The organism is Rhodococcus sp. D-6, assembly GCF_040256695.1.
Classification (GTDB): Bacteria; Actinomycetota; Actinomycetes; order Mycobacteriales; family Mycobacteriaceae; genus Rhodococcus; species Rhodococcus pyridinivorans.
In genome coordinates this window covers 3,331,456-3,351,000 of sequence record NZ_CP132970.1, presented here as the reverse complement: position 1 = coordinate 3,351,000, position 19,545 = coordinate 3,331,456, and the positions used below count along the sequence as shown (strand labels likewise).

13 protein-coding genes are annotated in these 19,545 nt (G+C 68.0%); 6 read left to right on the top strand and 7 right to left on the bottom strand.

The window, feature by feature from the left end:
* The first annotated feature begins 40 nt into the window (after positions 1-40).
* A complete protein-coding gene (locus RBB84_RS15660) occupies positions 41-1,456 on the top strand; it encodes an Hsp70 family protein (protein ID WP_064256515.1) in 1,416 nt (471 codons plus the stop codon).
* Positions 1,457-1,465: 9 nt separating this feature from the next.
* Here RBB84_RS15660 and RBB84_RS15655 read toward each other — a convergent pair whose 3' ends face one another.
* Both RBB84_RS15655 and RBB84_RS15650 read right to left on the bottom strand, forming a co-directional pair.
* The gene (locus tag RBB84_RS15655) at positions 1,466-2,749 is read right to left on the bottom strand and encodes a YibE/F family protein (protein ID WP_064256516.1); all 1,284 of its coding nucleotides are present in this window, start codon (positions 2,747-2,749) and stop codon (positions 1,466-1,468) included.
* Positions 2,750-3,075: 326 nt separating this feature from the next.
* A complete protein-coding gene (locus RBB84_RS15650; protein ID WP_051121643.1) occupies positions 3,076-4,326 on the bottom strand; it encodes a pyridoxal phosphate-dependent aminotransferase in 1,251 nt (416 codons plus the stop codon).
* 172 nt (positions 4,327-4,498) lie between these two features.
* Between RBB84_RS15650 and RBB84_RS15645 the strand changes: the two genes are divergently transcribed.
* The 4 genes from RBB84_RS15645 (at position 4,499) to RBB84_RS15630 (ending at position 7,685) form a co-directional block, all read left to right on the top strand.
* Entirely contained in the window at positions 4,499-4,702 is a 204-nt protein-coding gene (locus tag RBB84_RS15645; protein WP_006553044.1) for a cold-shock protein, read from the top strand.
* Between the two features lie 214 nt (positions 4,703-4,916).
* Positions 4,917-6,089 (top strand): alkane 1-monooxygenase, encoded by a 1,173-nt coding sequence (locus RBB84_RS15640; protein ID WP_064256517.1) that lies wholly within the window; start codon positions 4,917-4,919, stop codon positions 6,087-6,089.
* Positions 6,076-6,639: an alpha/beta hydrolase-fold protein gene (locus RBB84_RS15635; RefSeq protein ID WP_231912033.1), complete on the top strand. Its 564-nt coding sequence runs from the start codon at positions 6,076-6,078 to the stop codon at positions 6,637-6,639. Before RBB84_RS15640 ends, RBB84_RS15635 begins: the two co-directional genes overlap by 14 nt.
* Before the next feature lie 95 nt (positions 6,640-6,734).
* Positions 6,735-7,685, top strand: a complete 951-nt coding sequence (locus RBB84_RS15630) for a hypothetical protein (protein ID WP_082921042.1) — start codon at positions 6,735-6,737, stop codon at positions 7,683-7,685.
* A 58-nt stretch (positions 7,686-7,743) separates the two neighbouring features.
* On the opposite strand, the gene RBB84_RS15625 is transcribed toward RBB84_RS15630, so the two are convergent.
* Positions 7,744-10,923: a (Fe-S)-binding protein gene (locus RBB84_RS15625; RefSeq protein WP_350246249.1), complete on the bottom strand. Its 3,180-nt coding sequence runs from the start codon at positions 10,921-10,923 to the stop codon at positions 7,744-7,746.
* 434 nt (positions 10,924-11,357) lie between these two features.
* On the opposite strand from RBB84_RS15625, the gene RBB84_RS15620 reads away from it, so the two are divergent.
* Complete coding sequence (locus RBB84_RS15620) at positions 11,358-12,038, top strand: hypothetical protein (RefSeq protein WP_064256520.1); 681 nt, start codon at positions 11,358-11,360, stop codon at positions 12,036-12,038.
* Between the two features lie 514 nt (positions 12,039-12,552).
* Here the strand turns inward: RBB84_RS15620 and RBB84_RS15615 are convergent.
* From RBB84_RS15615 to RBB84_RS15600, 4 genes are all read right to left on the bottom strand, one after another.
* Positions 12,553-13,860: a S1 family peptidase gene (locus RBB84_RS15615; RefSeq protein ID WP_064256521.1), complete on the bottom strand. Its 1,308-nt coding sequence runs from the start codon at positions 13,858-13,860 to the stop codon at positions 12,553-12,555.
* A 166-nt stretch (positions 13,861-14,026) separates the two neighbouring features.
* On the bottom strand, positions 14,027-15,358 hold the full coding sequence (locus RBB84_RS15610; RefSeq protein WP_064256522.1) for a S1 family peptidase: 1,332 nt from the start codon (positions 15,356-15,358) through the stop codon (positions 14,027-14,029).
* A 138-nt stretch (positions 15,359-15,496) separates the two neighbouring features.
* Complete coding sequence (locus RBB84_RS15605) at positions 15,497-17,074, bottom strand: hypothetical protein (protein WP_064256523.1); 1,578 nt, start codon at positions 17,072-17,074, stop codon at positions 15,497-15,499.
* Positions 17,065-19,542: a LuxR C-terminal-related transcriptional regulator gene (locus RBB84_RS15600; RefSeq protein ID WP_064256524.1), complete on the bottom strand. Its 2,478-nt coding sequence runs from the start codon at positions 19,540-19,542 to the stop codon at positions 17,065-17,067. The genes RBB84_RS15605 and RBB84_RS15600 overlap by 10 nt, the downstream gene beginning before the upstream one ends.
* Between the last annotated feature and the right edge of the window lie 3 nt (positions 19,543-19,545).

Genomic DNA, 19,545 nt, shown 5'->3' with positions numbered 1-19,545 from the left:
AAGCTGACGCGGCTGGCGCATCCAACGTCGAAGGCGGCTGATGAGTTCTATTCTCGGTGTGACCGTGGGGGAGAGCGCCGTTCGGGTGGTGCGGCCGGTGGATCGAACGACCCCGACGGCGGGGTTCCAGTTCCAAGTGGTCGAAACCGGTAAGGACGATCCGGCGCGGCTGGCGGCAGGCACCCTCGGGGTGCTCTTCCAGACCGGTGTGGCGGGCGATCCGATCGAGCGGGTGGGACTGGTCTATCGCGACCAGGCCCAGGGCGAGCGTCTGCGCGCGGCAATGGCCGTCGAGCACATCGACCGTTACCTGCTCGTCTCCGAACCCGAAGCCGCCGTCACCTATCTGCAGGCCACCGGCGAGCTCGGCAGCAACACCGCCGTCTTCTACGACCTCGGCGACGCCGGGCTCACCGTCACCGTCGTCGACCTCGTCTCCCGCGAGGTGCTCGCCGAACGCACCGACAGCATCGGCGGCCGCATCTTCGACAACGTGATCCGCGACCACCAGCTCGACACCAACGGTGTGTGGCGCCCCGACGACCCCGCCACCGACGACGAATTGTCGGCCCAGTGCCGCGAGGCCAAGGAGAAGCTCTCGCAGAGCGAGACCGTGGCCGTGCCGGGCGCGGCAGGGGTCGTGCTCATGTCGCGCGAGACCTTCGATCCGCTCATCGCGCAGTGCGTCGAGTCGTCGGCGCAATTCGTGCACCAGGTGATCTCCCGTGCCGGTCGCAACCCCGAGGCCGTGGTCCTGCTCGGCGGCGGCGCGCACATCCCGCTCGTGCAGGAGGTGCTGCGCTCCTGGCTCGGCCTGCCCCTGGTGGTGCCGCACGAGCCCGAACTCGTCCTCGCCAAGGGCGGGGCCCTGGCCGCCGCGCAACCGGCCACCTCGCAACCGGTGAGCACCCTCACGCGCATCGTGCCGGGTCAGCCCCCGTCGACGAGCGCCGACACCGAGCAGATCCCGGTCGTCGCCACCGCGGCCGCTGCGCCCACGGCTGCCGCCACCGGTGCGGAGTCCGCCGACGCGAAGAAGCCGTGGTGGTCGTCGCTGGCCGGTCGCGGTCCGTCGGTCAGCGGCAGGCAGATCTCCGGCGCCGGGATCGCGGGCACGGCTCTCGCGGTCGTCGCGGTCATCGGCGTGGCGCTGAGCACCGGCTTCACGAGTTCGTCGACCGACGAGACGAGCCCCACCCAGTCGTACATCCCGACGACCACCAACCCGCCGCGGCAGAACCCCGCGCCGGCGGTAGCGCCCACGCAGGTCACCACGACCACCACGGTCGAGCAGGAGCCGGCTCCGACCACCCATTCACCGCGCCCGGTTCCGCCGGCCCCCGAACCTCCGCCCGCTCCGCCTCCGACCATCCCGGGGCTGGGAGTGCCGGTCCCGACGCTGCCGCCGCTGCCGACGATCGAGCTGCCGCCGCTGCCGCAGATCCGGCTTCCCTGAGTCACCCGCTCACGCGCGTCGCGCGTGCCGGCCACCCGTCTGCTGTCCGGGGGCGTCGGTACGCGCGAGCACGGCGGCGATCGCCGTGGTGAGCGGCACCGACAACGTGAGCGCGATGCCGCCGACGCATGCGCGGACCAGCTCGATCGCCACGGCGTCGCTCGTGATCACATCGGTGATCGACCGCCCGGCCACCGAGAACAGCAGCAGGAGAGGCAGCGCGCCGCCCGCGTAGGCGAGGACGAGCGTGTAGACGGTGCTGGCGATGTGGTCGCGGCCCACGCGCATCGCCGCCGAGAAGATCTCACGACGCGACGACTCGGGATCGAGCCCGGCGAGTTCGAAGGCCGACGACGCCTGCGTGATGGTGACGTCGTTGAGCACACCGAGCGAGCCGATGATGAATCCCGCCAGCAGTAGGCCCGAGATCGACACGTGCCCGATGTACAGCTGCACGTCGGTGTTCTGTTCCTCCGACAGACCGGTCAGATGTGTCATGCGGATCGCGACGTAGGACAGCAGGGCCGCGACGACCATCGAGGCGAGCGTGCCGAGCAGCGCCGAACTGGTCCTCAGATTCACACCGTGCGCCAGATACAGCACCGCGTAGAGGATCAGTGCACCGCCGATCAGTGCGACCGGCACGGCGGGTTTGCCGTCCAGGAGCGCCGGGAGCATGAACACCACCAGCACACCGAACGCGACCACCAGGCCGATCAGGGCCCGCAGACCGCGCCAGCGGGCGATCGCGACCACCACGACAGCGAACACCGCGACCACCAGCGCGAGCGGGAAGCCGCGGGCGTAGTCGTAGAAGGAGTACTGGGTGGCGCCCGCCGGATCGGTCTGGCGGACGAGACGGATCTCGTCGCCGGCCTGTAGTTCGGGCTGACCCGGGCCGGGGATCACCTCGAGGAGGGTCCGGGCACCGTCGTCGGGACCGGATTCGATGGCGACGATGCTGCGTTCGCAGTCGAAGGCGTTGCTCGAGGGAGGGGACGGCTCACCGGTGAAGACGCGCCCGAAGGACGCGCTGCCGCACGGGCCGGTGTTCTGCTCGACGACCGTTCCGGCTTCGGTGACGACCGCGCCGCCGCTACTCGTCTGAAAGGGGGCGGGGATGTCCACGGCACGGCTGCTCGGCCATAACAGGGCGGTGCCGAAGAGCACCAGGAGACCGATCGCAGCCAGCAGGCCGACCACGATCTTCGCGGCGATGGGTCCGAGTGGGATGGGACTTTCGTCCTGCCCGTGGCCGTGTCCGTGGCCGAAATGGCCGTGTCCGTGATTCACCCGGACAGGCTAGCCAAGAGGCGAGATGGTTGGGGCTGGTGGTGGCGGGGAGCAGGGGGGGTGTCCCCGCCACCGTCACCTGATCTCGCACAGGGGGGATGGCGATCGATCAGGGAGCCCGGCACAGTGCGTAGTGCTTAGTGCCATAGCCAAATTACTGGTTCCGACCCGGGTTGGGGAGGGGTTGGCATGTGTCGATGGTCACGAAGCCGACAAACTGTCCGTTCGGGTAGGTCGACCGTGCCTCCAAACAGGGACTTTGGTCCCGAAAGGCACAACATAACTGTTCGGCAACGATTGCCAGCCCGGGGTCGGAAGCCCTGTTCCTACTGTTTGTAGGAGGACAGGAAGTTACCGATCCGCTCGATCGCCACCGCCAGGTCGCGTGCCCACGGCAGCGTGACGATGCGCAGATGGTCGTGGTTCGGCCAGTTGAAGCCCGTGCCCTGCGTGACGAGGATGCGCTCCTGCAGCAGCAGATCCTGCACGAGCTTCTCGTCGTCGTGGATGTCGTAGACCTCCGGATCCAGACGCGGGAAGGCGTAGAGCGCACCGCGCGGCTTCACGCAGCTCACGCCCGGGATGGCGTTGAGGCGCTCCCACGCGACGTCGCGCTGCTCGAGCAGGCGCCCACCGGGCCGTACCAGGTCCTCGATGCTCTGATAGCCGCCGAGCGCCACCTGGATGGCGTGCTGGGCCGGCACATTGGGGCACAAGCGGGTCGAGGCGAGCAGGTCGACGCCCTCGAGGAAGCCCTCTGCGTGATCCTTCGGGCCGGTGATGACCATCCAGCCCGACCGGTAGCCGGCGACCCGGTACGCCTTCGACAGGCCGTTGTAGGTCAGGCAGAGCAGGTCGGGGGCCAGCGACGCGAGGGAGACGTGCTTCGAATCGTCGTACAGGATCTTGTCGTAGATCTCGTCGGCGAGCAGCAGCAACTGGTGCTTGCGGGCGAGGCGCACGATCCCCTCGAGCACCTCGTGCGAGTACACGGCGCCCGTCGGGTTGTTCGGGTTGATCACCACGATCGCCTTGGTGCGGTCGGTGATCCGGGACTCGATGTCGTCGAGGTCCGGGTTCCAGTCGTTGGTCTCGTCGCACAGATAGTGCACGGGGGTGCCACCGGCGAGCGAGGTCATCGCCGTCCACAACGGATAGTCGGGTGCCGGGATGAGCACCTCGTCGCCGTCGTCGAGCAGGGCCTGCATGGTGATGGTGATGAGCTCGGAGACTCCGTTGCCCAGGTAGACATCGTTGATGTCGAACTTCGGGAAGCGCGGCACGAGCTCGTAGCGCGTGACGATCGCGCGACGGGCGGAGGCGATGCCCTTGGACTCCGAGTAGCCCTGCGCGTGGGGCAGCGCCGCGATCATGTCCTGCACGATCGTGTCGGGCGCCTCGAACCCGAACGGTGCGGGGTTGCCGATGTTGAGCTTGAGGATGCGATGCCCCTCGGCCTCGAGCCGCGCGGCGTGGGCGTGCACCGGCCCGCGGATCTCGTAGAGCACGTTCTGGAGCTTCGACGACTGCTCGAGCCGACGGCTGATGTGATGGTGAAGTTGGCCTTGCTCCTCGATAGTCACGGCTTACATCGTGCCACCGTGCCGCAACAGGATTTCATCCGCGTTTTGCCGGTTGCGGTAACGAGTTGGGAAACAAGGCGCGACGAATGTCCGGATCAATGCGATGATCGAGGTCCATCTAGGCCTCACGTCGGGGTGACGTGGGGGAATGCAAGGAGCAAGTGGTATGGCGCAGGGCACTGTCAAGTGGTTCAACGCGGAAAAGGGCTTCGGCTTCATCGAGCAGGATGGTGGGGGAGCAGACGTTTTCGTCCATTACTCCGAGATCCAGGGTTCGGGCTTCAAGACCCTGGACGAGGGGGCACGAGTCGAGTTCGAGATCGGCCAGGGGCAGAAAGGCCCGCAGGCTCAGGGTGTGCGCGCCATCTAGGTCGCACTCTTTCGAGAATTCCGCGTTCGACGGCGTCGCACTTCCGGTGCGGCGCCGTCGTCGTGTGCTCTCCGTCACAGCCGGGAGGCGTAGGCCTACCCGTCGGTAAGTACTGCTTGTAAGGTATATCCGGTTCGTGGGGGTAACAGTTTGTTTTCTCCGGTGCGGGGGGATTCGTACCGGACGGTTTTTCCTTCCTGGGGGATTGGTGTTTGTGGATTCGGCTACTCCTCGCAGTGCGACACACGATCGATGGACCGACCCCAAGAAACGCCTCTGGCTGTACGGACTCGTCGTCCCCCTGAGCCCCTTCATCGCCTACTTCCTCGTCGAATACCTCCACCTCGGCGTCTTCTGGGCCACCGGTGCACTGGTCATCGCCGTCGTCTGCCCGTTGGTCGACGCGTTCGCGAGGCTGGACACGAGCAATCCGCCCGAGAGCGTGATGCGGACGCTCGAGAACGACCGGTACTACCGCTACTGCACCTATCTCTATCTCCCACTGCAATACGCGGGCCTGACATTCGGGTGCTGGATGTGGGTGTCGCAGCCCATGGGCGGCGCCGAACGATTCGCGATGGCCGCCACACTCGGCATCGTCGGCGGTGTCGGCATCAACGCGGCGCACGAACTCGGACACAAGCGCACCACCATCGAGCGGCGCCTCGCGAAGATCGCGCTCGCCCAGTCGTTCTACGGCCACTTCTACGTCGAACACAATCGGGGGCACCACGCCCGTGTGGCGACCCCGGAGGACCCGGCCACCGCCCGCATGGGAGAGAGCTACTGGCGCTTCCTGCCCCGTTCGGTGTTCGGCAGCCTCCGTTCCGCGATCCGTTACGAGAAGGGCCGGCTCGAACGTCGCGGCACGTCGTTCTGGAATCTGCGGCACAACGACATCCTCAACGCATGGGCGCTGAGCGTCGTCCTCTACGCGGTGCTCATCGCCGTGTTCGGCTGGTCGATCGCCCCGTGGCTCGTCGTCCAGGCCGTAATGGCGATCATGTTCCTCGAAGGCGCCAACTATCTCGAGCACTACGGGCTGCTGCGCGAGAAGCGACCGGACGGCAGCTACGAACGCGTGCAGCCCCAGCACAGCTGGAACAGCAACCACGTGTGCTCCAACCTGTTCCTCTACAACCTGCAACGGCACAGCGACCATCACGCCAATCCGCTGCGCCGCTACCAGACCCTGCGGTCGATGCCGCAGGCGCCGCAGCTACCCGCCGGTTACGCGGTATTGATCATCCTGGCTCTGTTCCCGCCGCTGTGGCGGCGCATCATGGACCCGCGACTGCTCGAGCACTACAGTCACGATTTCTCGCGAATCAATATTGAGCCTGAGAAACGAAATGCGATTCAGGCACGATACGGTGGTCGCAGTTAGGCGCCATGTCGGGGAGACCGGCGACGGTTTCCCGCTCTCGTCGGCCCAACGCGGGATCTGGTTCGCCCAGCATCTGCTCGGCGACATTCCACTGACCATCGCCCAGTACGTCGACGTCCGAGGCGAATTCGATCCCGAGATCTTCGCCGACGCCGGCGCCGCCACCGCCCGCTTCTTCGGCAACCCGCTCAACATGTGGGGTCCGTTCGACGACCCCACCTGGGTCGCCAATGATCCCTACGTCAACGCCGAGAAACTGCGCGGCACCACCTTGTACCTGTCGTCGCGCACCGGCCTGCCCGGCCACTACGACAATCTCGAATCCGAGTGGATCAAGGACGAGGAAGACCTTACCGACGTGGTCATCAAGGGCGGACTCATCGAAGCCGCAGCGGCCGACTGCACCCGACGCATGGCGACGCGCCTCGACGAACTGGGCATCCCCGCCACCATCGACATCCACGACGACGGCACCCACAACTGGGGCTACTGGCAGGACGACCTGCACAACTCGTGGCCCGTCCTCGGCCCCGCGATCGGCGTCTCCTGACGGTTCATCCACAGGCGGTCGGTTCATCCACAGATCCGGCCGATTCGTCCTCGTAGGCACCTGCGGGCCCGGGGCGACGGGCGATGCTAGGCCCCATGGGGGAGTTACTCCTGCGGCGCGAGGCAAATGCGCGCGGCGTCACCGATGCGGAGATCCGACGTCTGGTGCGGAACGGAACGTGGACTCGGCTCGCGTCGGGAGTCTTCGTCCAGTCCGACCAATATGCGGGGGCCGACGATCACGCTCGACATGCTCTTCGGGCACGGGCGTTCATCGCCAATGCAGGACCGACCTCGGCGCTGAGCCACGTATCGGCCGCGGTGCTGCACGGGCTCGACGTCTGGCAGATCCCACTCGACGATGTGCACCTCACCCGCAACGCGCCGAGTGGAGCGCGGAGGACGCCCGGCCGCGCCATGCACGCGGCGCTCTTCCGTGAGGCGGACGTCGTGGATCGGAGGGGAGCGCGGGTGCTGTCGGTCGCACGGACGATCACGGATGTGGCCGCAACGGTGCCGGTGGAGCAGGCCGTCGTACTTGCCGACAGTGCGCTGCGAGCGGGGCTGGTTGCCTCCGACGAGCTGACCCGTGCCGTGGAACGGATGGGGAGTCATCCCCGCATCGCGCGAGCGCGTCGTGCCGTGCAGCTGTCGAGCGGGTGCAGCGACAGCGCCGGCGAGTCGCGGAGCAGGGTTCTGTTCGTCCGTGAGCAGATCCCGATGCCGCTCACGCAGGTGGACGTCTTCTGCGCCGACGGCAGGTGGCTCGCTCGCGTCGACTTCCTGTGGCCGGAGCACGGTGTGATCGGCGAGTTCGACGGTCGGATCAAGTACCGCCGCGACGGGGTCGCGACCACCGCCGCCGAGGACGTGGTCTACCGCGAGAAGCTGCGGGAGGACGCACTGCGTCACGCGGGGTGGACGGTGGTGCGGTGGACGTGGCAGGACCTCGGGACCCGCGGCGCCGTCGCAACGAAGGTGCGGGAGGCGTTCGCACGGGCGGCGCGGGGGAGTGGGCCGACGGGGAGGTACGCAACAAAGAAGTAAGGCTCGCAACGCCAGCAGTCACTGCCAGCGTTGCGAGCCTCAACCTCGCGTTGCGTACCTACTTGCGGCCAGGTGCCTTCGCTCCGGGCTTGAAGCCGAGCGCGCCCGGCTTCGCCTTCGGTGCCTCGACCTCCGGCTTCGCCGGGGTCGCGGGCGCCTCGGGCTCAGCCGGAGCCTCAACGACCGGCTCGGGTTCCGGCGTCGGCTCCGCCTTCGCCGGAGCGGCAGGCGCAGCCTTCTTCGCGCCCGGACCCTTCAGACCGCTCTTGAGCTGCAGTCCGCCCGGCTTCGCCTTCGGGATCACCGACTCCTTCGGCTGCTCCGCAGCAGGCGCCTCGGCCGTAGACGACTCCGCCGCGGGAGCCTCGGCAACAGGTGCCTCCTCGGCAGGTGCAGCCGGAGCTGCGGACGCCGCCGGAGCCGCATTCTTGGCGCCCGGTCCCTTCAGGCCGCTCTTGAGCTGCAGTCCGCCCGGCTTCGCCTTCGGCACCGCGGGTGCTTCGGCAGCGGGAGCGTCCGACGACTCGGCAGGAGCGGCGGGAGCAGCAGGTGCGGCCGGCTTCGCAGCGCCCGGGGCCTTCGCGCCCGGTGCCTTGAGACCGCCCTTCATCTGCAGCCCGCCCGGCTTCGCCTTCGGCGCTGCCGGTGCCTCGGTCTCAGGAGCAGAAGAAGCCTCGGACGACGCGGCCGGAGCCGCAGCCTTCTTCGCGCCCGGACCCTTCAGGCCGCCCTTCATCTGCAGGCCGCCCGGCTTAGCCTTCGGCGCTGCCGGCGCCTCGGCAGCTTCGGCAGCAGGAGCCTTCGCGCCCCCGGGAGCCTTCGGTCCGCCCGGAGCCTTCAGACCGCCCTTCATCTGCAGGCCGCCGGCCTTCGGGACACCGGTGGTCTTCGGAGCAGCCGGCGCTGCCGCTGCCGCCTCGACCTCCTCGACGCGCTCCTTCTCGACCTCTTCCGCGGTCTCCTCGACCTCGACCGGAGTCTTCGGCTGCTGGACCACCTTGAGGTTGTCGCTGAGCTTCGCGGCCTCGATGCGAGAGATCGACTCGAGCATGAGCTGCGCAACGTCGATGACCTCGACGCCCTCGCCCTTGCCCTCTTCCTGACGCGCCGTCACACCGTCGGTGAGCATGACGCGGCAGAACGGGCAGCCCGTCGCGATCTTGGCGGGATTCGTGGTGAGCGCTTCGTCGACACGGTCGATGTTGATGCGCTTACCGATCTTCTCCTCCATCCACATGCGGGCACCACCGGCACCACAGCACATGGACCGCTCGCCGTGACGCGGCATCTCGACGAGCTTCGCACCCGACGCCGCCATCAGCTCACGCGGAGCGTTGTAGACCTTGTTGTGCCGTCCGAGGAAGCACGGGTCGTGGTAGGTCACGTCCTGGCCGACGGCCTTGACCTGGACCAGCTTCTTCGCCCGCACCAGACGGTTGAGCAGCTGCGTGTGGTGGACGACCTCGTAGCTGCCACCCACCTGCGGGTACTCGTTGTTCAGCGCGTTGAAGCAGTGCGCACACGTCACGACGATCTTGCGCTTGCTCTGCTCGACGCCCTCGAACACACCGTTGAGGACCTCGATGTTCTGCTGCGCCAACTGCTGGAACAGGAACTCGTTGCCCGCGCGGCGAGCGGAGTCGCCGGTGCAAGTCTCCTCGGCGCCGAGGACCATGAACTTCACGCCGGCGGTCGCGAGGAGCTCGGCGACGGCCTTCGTGGTCTTCTTGGCGCGGTCCTCGTAGGCACCGGCACAGCCGACCCAGAAGAGGTACTCGTAGCCGTCGAAGCTGTCGGCATCCTGGCCGAAGACCGGGATGTCGAACTCCATCTCGTTGATCCAGTTGAGACGGTCCTTGGCGTTCTGCCCCCAGGGGTTGCCCTTGTTCTCGAGGTTCTTGAACAGACCCGCGAGCTCGGACGGGAAGTCCGACTCGATGAGCACCTGGTAGCGACGCATGTCGATGATGTGGTCGACGTGCTCGATGTCCACCGGGCACTGCTCGACGCACGCACCACAGTTGGTGCACGACCACAGGGTCTCGGTGTCGATGACGGGAGCGAGCTCGCCTGCTTCCAGCAGTCCCTCGGTCTCGCCGACGAGCTTGCGACCCGACTCCTCGCGAGCCGACGCCGGGATCTTCGCCAGCTTGGCCTCGTCGGGGTTGCCCTCGGCGTCGACCAGGCCGACCTCGTCGCCACCGAGATCGGTGCGACCACCGGCGAGCAGGTAGGGAGCCTTGGCGTAACCGTGGTCGCGCAGCGACGTGATGAGCAGCTTCGGCGACAGCGGCTTACCGGTGTTCCAGGCGGGGCACTGCGACTGGCAACGACCGCACTCGGTGCAGGTCGTGAAGTCCAGCCAGCCCTTCCACGTGAAGTCCTCGATGCGGCCGGCACCGAAGGTGTCCTTGTCCGGATCGGCGTCTTCCATATCGACGGGCTTGCCGCCGGACATCATCTGACGTGCGGCACCGAGGGCGGGACCGCCGTCGTCCTCACGCTTGAAGTAGATGTTGAAGAAGGCCGAGAAGCGGTGCCATGCGACACCCCACGTGATGTTGCGGCCGACGATGTAGAGCCACACCATGCCCGACATGAGCTTGATGAACGCGAAGACCGACACGAGTTCGGGGCTCTCCGGAAGGATCCGGGCGACCTGCATCGTGAAGAAGTCGGTGTAGGCGTTGTGGTGGTGGTAGGTGGCGATCTTGCCGGCCTTCACCAGGATCATGCCCAGGCCCTCGAGCAGCACGACCGCTTCGACGAAGTAGGCGGCCTTGAAGTTCGAGCCGCTGAAGCGCGACATCCGACCGGGCTGACGTGGATGATTGCGCTGGCGGATGTAGATCAGCGTCAGGATGCCGATCACCGTGCCGAGGCCGAGGATCTCGTCGATGAAGTGATAGACGACGGTGTCACCGATGAGGGGCCAGTGGAAGCTCGGGTCGAACGTCTGGCCGTAGGCCTCGAACCAGACGATCGCGCCGAGCATGAAGCCGACCATCACCAGCCAGTGCGCCCAGCCGACGGTCCGGAACTTGACCATCTTCGTGTGCGCGAGGAATTCGACGACCATCTGCTTGAAGCGCGGGAAGAACGGCCGCCAGCGGTCCGGGGCCGGCTGGCCGACCCGGATCGTGTTGACCATCTTCAATGCGCCGCTGATGAACGCGAACCAACACACGAGGCTCAGCAGCACGCCGATCGTGCCCAACGTAATCGTCAGGGCATTCATACGTGGCCTTTCGTGTCGGGGGCGGCGTCGTGCCGCCTGGTATGAGTCACCGCATCGTAACGCAAGCTAAGTTACCCACCGGTAACTTGGTCTGAACTGGAGTTACCCGCCAGTAGCAAAATCTGCGTCGAATCGGAGACCGTGTGCCCGGACACGCTAGAGGTCAAACGCGATACCGCCGTCGCGCAGGATGTCCTAACTCGCCCGAAACGAGGCGTATGTCACACGGAGGTCACGACACGCTCTACCGGCCACGATGCGGTGTCCATTCGGGCAAAGGGGTATAACGCTCCGGATGTGATGTCGGTTATGATTTGCCCGGTACGTGGGGTTCGCACGTGGGATGTACACGTCGGGGGACGTAGAACTCCAGGTCGATACAGCAGAATGGGGGCGTCTTAACAGGCGTGCGCCATGTCACAGAACGGAAAAAGATGAAGCTGAAGAAGCTTGCCGCTGTGGCGACGATGACGATCGCCGCCATGGGCATCACAGCCGGTACCTCGTACGCGGCGCCCGCTGCGCAGGACGAGATCAACTACGAGTCCAAGATCGAGGGCGACTCGGTGGTCACCGTCATCGACGCAGGCGAGTTCCAGGTCTCCGGTGACGGCGAGAGCGTCGAACTTCAGGACAACGCCGGCAACACTGTTCTCAGCCTGCCTCTGGCCATCCAGCTCGGCGATCTGCAGCTCCCCTTCGAGCGTCAGATCAGCGAGGACGGCAAGACCCTCACGCTGACCCCGGTCACCGACCTGTCGAAGGCCACCCCCGTCGACCCTGAGGACAAGGTCGGCGCGAGCCTCACGCCGGTCGCCCTGAAGCTGACCGATGTCGCTTCGCCGGACGAGAACCTGAAGGCTCAGCAGAACTTCGCGTCGCAGCTGGGTATCGCGACTGCGGTCGGCGGCCTGGCCGGAACCATCATCGGCGCCGTGGTGGGCGGTCTCGGCCTGCTCGGCGGCCCTGTGGGCCTGGCTTCGATCCCGCTGGGTGCCGGTATCGGCGGCGTCATCGGCACTATTGTCGCCGGTGGTCCGACGTTGATCATTGCAGGCATCGGTCTCATCCAGACCCTTGCCGCGCCCCCGGGCACCACGGTCTACGCCAACTGATTCCAGTCGGCTAGGCATTCGAACTCGAACGGCCGCTGTAAGGACGAGCTCCTTACAGCGGCCGTTCTCTGTCCGGGCGTCGGAACGCGCACAGAAAAGCCCTGTCCGGAAGTACGGACAGGGCTTTCAGCTCGAATTGGGTGTCTCTAGATGGACCCGATGAGTCGGCTGCCGTGGCGGATGATGTCCCAGACATAGCCAAGGATGTCGAAGCCGAGTTCGAGGCTGGTCATCAAGATCTCGCTGCTCAAGTGAAGTCCTTTCGAGGGATGGCGCTATCGGCCGGGGTGCGAGGATCGTAACCCACGCTAAACAGACATTCGGCGCAACATCCCGGACGTGGTCAGCTTCCTGGGAATCGTAGCTCGGAGACGTTTTACCATCAGGATTCAGGGCCATTCCGGGGCTTCCGCAAGCAGCCCCCGAGCCCGCGTCGACCGGCACGGCCGTACGCCCCGACGAACGACGAAGGTCCGCTCCCCGTGGGAAGCGGACCTTCGTGATGTTCTGGGGATTACCAGGTGCGGACCTTCAGGCCCGGGTTCTCGGCCAGGACCGTCTTGATCGGCGTGGCGAACAGTTCAGGGCTCTCACCGAGCAGGCCGCTGACGAACCCGGCGATCTCGCACATGCCGTACTGGCCGACGTTCGAGGCGCTGGAGATGCCGAGGGCGAGAGTGCCGGTGACGAGGGTGCCACCGCTGTCGCCCTGCAGGGCGCACAGGTTGGTGGAGATGCCGTTCTCGAGCACGCGGTGGCCGATCTCGACGTTCTGATTGGCGGCCGTCACGACACCGCAGCTGTAGCCGGTGCGCAGGCCCGACTTGCAGACCGGAGCGCCGACGACGGGATCCGCGACGCCCGTGATGGGCAGCGGAGCGGCGAACGGAACGCGCACGCCGTTGTTCTCGAAGCGACCCGCGGCAGCGGAGGCGGGGCGAATCAGCGCGTAGTCGCTGCGGTCGAGCACCGTCTTCTCGAACGAGCCGAGGTGCTGGCCGAGGTTGTCGCCGATGAGCTGGTGGACCTGGGACGCCCATCGCGTACCGGCCTGGGCGCGGTTGGGGTCGCAGTGGCCGGCGGTGATGTTCACGGGCTGTCCGCTGCCGTCCTCGGCGTTGAAGCCGAGCGAACAGCGGAGCCCTTCGCCGGCGCCGAGCGCGGCGTAGGCGTCGCCGCCGAAGAGCGCGTCGGGGGCGTCGAGGCCACCGGCGATGGGCTGCAGGTCGGTTGCGCCCTCCGGGGTCAGTTCGGCGGGAGCGAACAGCACGCGCACGCCGTCGAGGAAGTCGGGGAGCTCGACGCCGGACACGTTGTCGGTGCGCACGACGACATCGTTGTTGACCACGTCGATGGCGATGCCGCGGATGACGTCGGCGACGGCGGGCGGCTGGGTCTCGAGCCAGTCGCCCAGCGCGCCGAGCTGATCTTCGAGGGCGTCCTCGCTGCGCTCGGTCTCGGCGACGGTGAATCCGGCATCCTCGGCGGCCTTGCGGGCCTCCTCGAAGCCGTCACCTTCGGTGAGGCCGACGGTGGCGGTGCCCTGGTCGTCCAGCCACACACCGGCGAAGACGGCTTCGAACTGCTCCCGTGCCTTCTCGGCGAACGCGGCGAGATCCTGGCTGCGCTGCGCATCGGCGAGGAAGCGCTCGGCATCGATGTTCAGGTCGCGCTGCAACGCCTCGACGAGCTCGGCCGGCAGAGATGATGTCTGCGCCGGTTCGGTCTCGGGTTCGGCCTGCGCGATGGCAACGGCAGGGCCGAGGAGCAGCAGTGCGGTCGAACCGATGACGGCCGTCCGACGTGCGAAGGTGCGTCGCATGGATACCTTTCTCGTTCCTTCGCGCATGCACGCGCGAAGGCGCCGTTCCCCCGCGGATCGGCGTCCGTCCGATCCTAAGGGGTGATCGCGGAAGTACGTAGCTACTTCTCGGTTACGTATGAGACTCGTGTGACTGTTGTGACGAACGGCCCGGGTGTTCCGGGCATTATGACGGGTTCGCCGCAGTACGGACTCGGGCGCCGGTGGCGTTCTCGATCTCTTGGATCGGGATGCCGAGGCTGGAGGTGCCACCGTTGGGCGCGAGTACCAGATTCGCCTCGACGCAGTTCGGTGCGCCGGCGCTGTTCGATCCGCTGATCACGCCGAGGGCGAGGGTGCCGGTGACGATGGCACCACCGCTGTCACCCGCGAGGGTGCAGGCGGAGGTCGCGAAGCCGCGGATGGTGCTCGAGAAGCCCGAGTCGTAGGTCAGCTGGGTCTCGATGCGATCGGCGACGACGAGCCCGCACGTGAACGACGACGACTGTCCCGACTTGCAGACGGGCGCGCCGACGACCGGAACGGCCGTGCCGGTGACCGTGAGGGTCGAGCCGTTGCCGCCGCGAACCGCCGGGCGGTCCAGGCCCGCCTCGACGCCTGCCTTGTCGAGCGAGACGATGCCGTAGTCGAGGGTGCTGTCGGTACCGACCGTGGACTCGGTGAACTTGCCGATCCGGACGCTCTCGTCGATGTTGGCGCGATTGGGCAGGTAGACCGCCGAACCACCGTCGGAACGAGCCACCGCGTCGCAGTGACCGGCGGTGAGGTTGACTGCATTACCGTCGGCGTCGACACCGTTGAAGCCGAACGAGCAGATGCCGATGCGCTCGATGGGCGTGGCGCGGACGTCGCCGTCGGCGGTGATGTAGGTGTCGCCACCCATCGGGGCCGGATCGTTCGGCGGCATGCCCGGCGACAACTGGACCTGCACGTTCGCCACCAGCGACGGCAGGTTCAGCGCGCGCCCGATCGGGGAGTTCACGATGTCGAGGACGATCTGGTTGTTGAGCACATCGATCGACGCGGAGTTGATCTGCGACGACACCTCGCGCGGGAGCCCCGCCACCCAGCGGTTCAGTTCGGCGAGGGCCTGCTCGAGTCCGTCGGCCGAGACCGGCGCGACCGTCGCCCGGTAGCCGTCCTGGGCTGCCTTCTCTGCGGCCTCGGGGTTCGTGACGGCGATGACGGGCTTGCCGTCCTCGCCGAGCCAGGCGCCTGCGAACTCGGAGGGACGCTCGGAGCGGAAGTCGCGGGCGTAGTCACCGAGTTCCTGCGCCCGCGCGGCGCGATCGAGGTATTCCTCGGGCGTCAGACCCAGGTCGCGCTGGATCGCTTCGACGAGCTCGGCGGGAAGTTCAGCGGAAGGCAACTGTTCGGCGGGCGCGGCGTTCGCTGTGGCGCTCAGAGGCACAGCCAGCAGAACCGCGGAGGCCGCTGCGACTGCGACGCGGCGGGTGGTGGAACGGACTGCGGCGCGCGACGCCGACGAGAGACGCATGGAGGCCTTTCATGTGTGCTCGATGTGCTCTTGAACAGGTGCTTCGTGGAATCGGCGAGCCGACCCGCGGGACAGCCTACGGGACGGCCCGGCGACCGCCGATAGTGCCGTAGGTCACCACTCGGATACCCGCGCTGTCTAGCTGCCGGTCTCAGTCTCTGTCGTTTCCGGAATGTCCGTCGAGGGCGGTTCCTCAGAAGGGTCGGGATCGGTCGGGGCGGTCGTCGGCTGGGTCGTCGTGGTGGTGGTACTGCCACCGCTCCCGCCACTGCCACCGCTGCCGCGTCCGCCACCCGAGGAATCATCGGGCTGGTTCCGCCGCGACCAGCCGGTGCTCGAGGTGGTTGAGGACGTGCTCGAGGTGGTCGAGCCGGGCGACGACGACGAAGAGGACTGTTCGCTCGTGCCGGTGGTGGGATCGACCCAGGTCTGCTGCACGACCGGCGGGGCCACCGGGACCGCCTGCTCGGCGGTGGCCGGCTCGGTCGACTCCTCGGTGGTGGTCTCCTCGGTGCTGCGGGGAGCCGGCGGCTTGCTCGCCTTCGAGGGCGTCGTGGTTGCGGGAGCGGTCGGGGTCTCGGCGACCTGCGTGCCCGCGGTGGCCGTCGGGGAGTCCCGCAGCCCGAACACCAACGCGCCGACGCCTACCAGCAACGCGATCGCCGCAGCCGCCGCGATGGCCGTGACCTTCGACGAGCGACCCGAGGGCTTCTCGTCGGCGGCATCTCCGGCTGCGACGGCGGCGACCGTCGCCTTCGGCGTGTTCGCCGCGGCGGCAGCGGGCGTGGCGCCCGGAGGGGGAGTCGCGGTGATCTTCGAGATCACCGCGGTGATCTCGGGGTCGAGTTCGCTGCGTCGCGGTTCGGTGAGCTTGGCGGTGGGCAGGATCTGCGTCGAACCGAGGAGGTCGACCGAGCCGGCGGCCGCGGCGAGAGCGGCGCCCCGCACCATCGTCTGGTGCGGGGCGGGCGCCAAAGCACACCGCACACCGAGACCGGTCTTCACCGACTGTGCGACGAGCTGCGCGGCGCTCGGATCGACTGCTTCGTCGATCGTGACGACGATGGCGTCGAGGTTGCTCACGAGCCAGCCGAACGCGCCGAGCGCCGACGAGAGCTGCGCGGCGACCGACGGAGCGTCGTCCTCAGGGAATCGGAAGGCCTTACCCGCCGCGACTCCAGAGCGCACGAGCGTGACGGTCGAGCCCTGCGGGTCGATGTGGTAGACCGCGAGGAGCCGTCCGGTCTGGTGCGCGACCTGCGATTCGAACCATGCCGCGGCGGCCTCGGCGTCGGAGACGAGCGAGACGTGACGCAACCCGACGTAGTCGAGGGCGTTGCGCAGCACCGCGACCGTCGAGCTCGGCCAGTCGGTGGGATGCGTCGCCACAGCCGTGTACGGGGTGTCGCCGATGAGGGAGGCTGCGTCGGCGAGGAGACATTCCATGGCCGTTGCGACCAGGTCTTCGGCGCGGGAGAGTGACCCGTCGTTGGCGCGGACACCGCCGGAGTGGCCGAGGCGGTCGACGAAGCCGGTGAAGGAACTGGTGTGCCCGTCGACGACGTCGTGGTCGCCCAGCGTCGCGGTGCCGTCGGAATGCAGGTGGACGGCGGTGAACCGCTCGATCGGTGCGGGGTCCGGCCGTCCCGGCGTCGGTGAGGTGACCGCAACCGACGACACGGTGGTCCCCACCCTCAGGCCAACGCCTACGGACATGCCGGCTTTCCTCCATTCCGGTCGGAGTGCATGTGACGGGATACATCTGCGCCGTGCCCCATGGCTCGGAGCAGTGACAGGAGCTCCGAGCGGGAACCGGCACCGAGTCGGCGCCGGATACGGGCGACATGATGTTCCACGGTCTTCGCGGAAATGTACAGGTGGTTCCCGACTTCTCGGTAGGTGAGGCCCGAAACCACCAGGTCGGCCACCTGCGCCTCGCGCTCGGACAGTGCACCCGGTTTCTCCCGTGCGCCGAGGGGTGATTCGTCCGGAACGCTCGGGGGAGCGGCGAGGGCGACGTCGACCGGTGCGCGACCGGCCGGGCCGTCCTGCCGGATCGTCCGCGCGACCTGCAGCAATCCGGTGGCGACGGTGGTGTCGTCCGTCCGGAGCGCTGCTTCTCCCGCGAGCTTCGCGCCGTCCCACGGGAGACCCACGGACGCGAGGGACTCGGCCGCCTCGCGGATTCGCGTCGCGTCGACCTCACCGCGCAGCACCGAGAGCCATGCATGCCCGGCTCGCGCGAGCACCGCGGCGTAGGCAGTGGTCTCCGCGGCCAGGGCGAGCGCGCGGGCGTGCGGGACAAGGTCGGCCGGACGGTCCGCGGCGATCGCGGCCTGCACTCCGTACCAGTGCAGCGCCGCACCCCACAGCGGTGGCTCGCCGAGGGTGGTGAGCAGCGCACGGGCACCGACGACGAGGTGCGCGACCCGCGCGGACTCCCCGAGGCGGACGGCGGCCAGCCACAGTTCACCCAGGGGCAGCAATCCGAACAGGTCGACGGAGTACTCGGCGACGACCGCCTGCGCGGCCTGCCATCGCACCGTCAACGCTCCGAGGTCGGCGTTGCGTCGCGCCAGCCCGACCTGCAGGGCGTGGAAGAAGAGGAGATTGCGTTGCCCGGTCACCTCGGGAGCGACGGCTTCGGCGGTCGCCGCGGCGGCGGTGAGATCACCGCCGAGCATCTCGGTCCACGCCACCAGGATGCGATTGCGCACGGTGGGAGTCTCCGGACGGTCGAGGATCGCGCGTGCGTACCCGAGTTCGCCCGAGTGCAGACACAGCAGTGCGGCGACGGCGTCGACCGTGTCGGGCCAGGCGCGCAACGAACCGTCGGATCCGAGGCTCGTCAATGCGCGGGCGAGGTGATTCATCGCGATCCGGCCGTCGCCTCCGACGGATTCGCGCAGGCCCTCCTCGAGCAGTCGTGCGGCGGAGGCCGCAGAGGTCGGCGCACCCGAGACGGCGGCACCGCGGAGACGTTCTGCGGCCGAGGGGCGTCCGGCGGCGAGCAGCACTGTGGCGGCGAGAGGAGCGTCCGTACCGACCCGTTCGGGGCCGAGCCATTCGAACAGGTCGGCGCTGCGGTCGAGCATGCCGCGATGCGCGGCGATACTCGCGGAGATCCGGGTGGCGGCGCGCACGTCGTCGACGTCCACCGTGTCGGCGCGGTCGAGCAGCCGGTCGGTGACCTGCTCGGCTCGCTCGAGATCCCCTGCCGCAAAGGCGACTTCGGCGCGCCGCACTGCGAGGGCATCGGGATCGGCTCCCGCCGGTACCGCGGCGTCGAGAAGATCGGCGGCCTCGCGCGGCGTTGCGTCGACCGCGAACTCCACGAGCCGTCGGGCGAGATGCGGATCGGTGAGGCCGATCGTGGCGAGCCCCCGGGCGAGGTGCGGCGTGAGTGTTCCGGCGTCGATGCGTGTCGCGAGGAGGCGGCGGGCGACGGCGAACAGGTTGTGTCTCCCGAGGACCGCGGCGGGCACGCCGCTCGCTCCCGCAGTGAGACTCGCTGCATCGGCCCCGAGCAGACCGCTCGCGCGGGCCGCGTCGACGAGATCGAGGGCCCGCTCGGCGGGTACCTCGAGTACGGCGGAGAGTTCGCCGGGATCGAGAGCCGCACCGAGATCGACGAGCGCGAGGGCTGCGGTGAGATCGAGATCGGCGAGGAGTTGCCGGCCGATCCCCTCCTCGACGGCCTGCCGGACATCGGCCTCCGTCCGCACGGCTTCGAGGGCGATGTCGACGAGATGCGGTACGCCGCCCGTCAGGCGGTGCAGGGCACGCACCTGGGGTGGCGCGAGCCGAAGCTCGAACGATGCCGCGCGACCGGCGATCTCACGGGGCGTCCACGATCCCAGTTCCACCACTGTCCCGTTTCCCGCGAACGCTGCGGTCAGCGAACGCATCTCGGCTCGGTGGGGTCGAGCTTCGGTGGCCACGACGATTCCCGTCGGCGCATTCCGGACGTGGTCGACGAGCTCGTGCAGTTCCGCGGCGGTCATGCGGTGCGCGTCGTCGACGGTGCGGGTGTCGCCGAGATCGGTTCGGAGCGAAGCGAGTACGGCGGACTTCCCGCTTCCGGTGCCGCCGACGAGCAGCAGTCGCGGGGGAGCGGCCGCGGTCAGGGCACGCGTGACCTCCCGGGGGACCGGGCGTCGCGGAGGAGCGGGAGCGGACGTCATCGG

Coding starts and splice junctions, on each gene's coding strand:
- RBB84_RS15600 (WP_064256524.1), bottom strand. CDS start 19,542: ATGACGTCCGCTCCCGCTCCTCCGCGACGCCCGGTCCCCCGGGAGGTC.
- RBB84_RS15605 (WP_064256523.1), bottom strand. CDS start 17,074: ATGTCCGTAGGCGTTGGCCTGAGGGTGGGGACCACCGTGTCGTCGGTT.
- RBB84_RS15615 (WP_064256521.1), bottom strand. CDS start 13,860: ATGCGACGCACCTTCGCACGTCGGACGGCCGTCATCGGTTCGACCGCA.
- RBB84_RS15630 (WP_082921042.1), top strand. CDS start 6,735: ATGGGGGAGTTACTCCTGCGGCGCGAGGCAAATGCGCGCGGCGTCACC.
- RBB84_RS15645 (WP_006553044.1), top strand. CDS start 4,499: ATGGCGCAGGGCACTGTCAAGTGGTTCAACGCGGAAAAGGGCTTCGGC.
- RBB84_RS15660 (WP_064256515.1), top strand. CDS start 41: ATGAGTTCTATTCTCGGTGTGACCGTGGGGGAGAGCGCCGTTCGGGTG.
- RBB84_RS15625 (WP_350246249.1), bottom strand. CDS start 10,923: ATGAATGCCCTGACGATTACGTTGGGCACGATCGGCGTGCTGCTGAGC.
- RBB84_RS15620 (WP_064256520.1), top strand. CDS start 11,358: ATGAAGCTGAAGAAGCTTGCCGCTGTGGCGACGATGACGATCGCCGCC.
- RBB84_RS15610 (WP_064256522.1), bottom strand. CDS start 15,358: ATGCGTCTCTCGTCGGCGTCGCGCGCCGCAGTCCGTTCCACCACCCGC.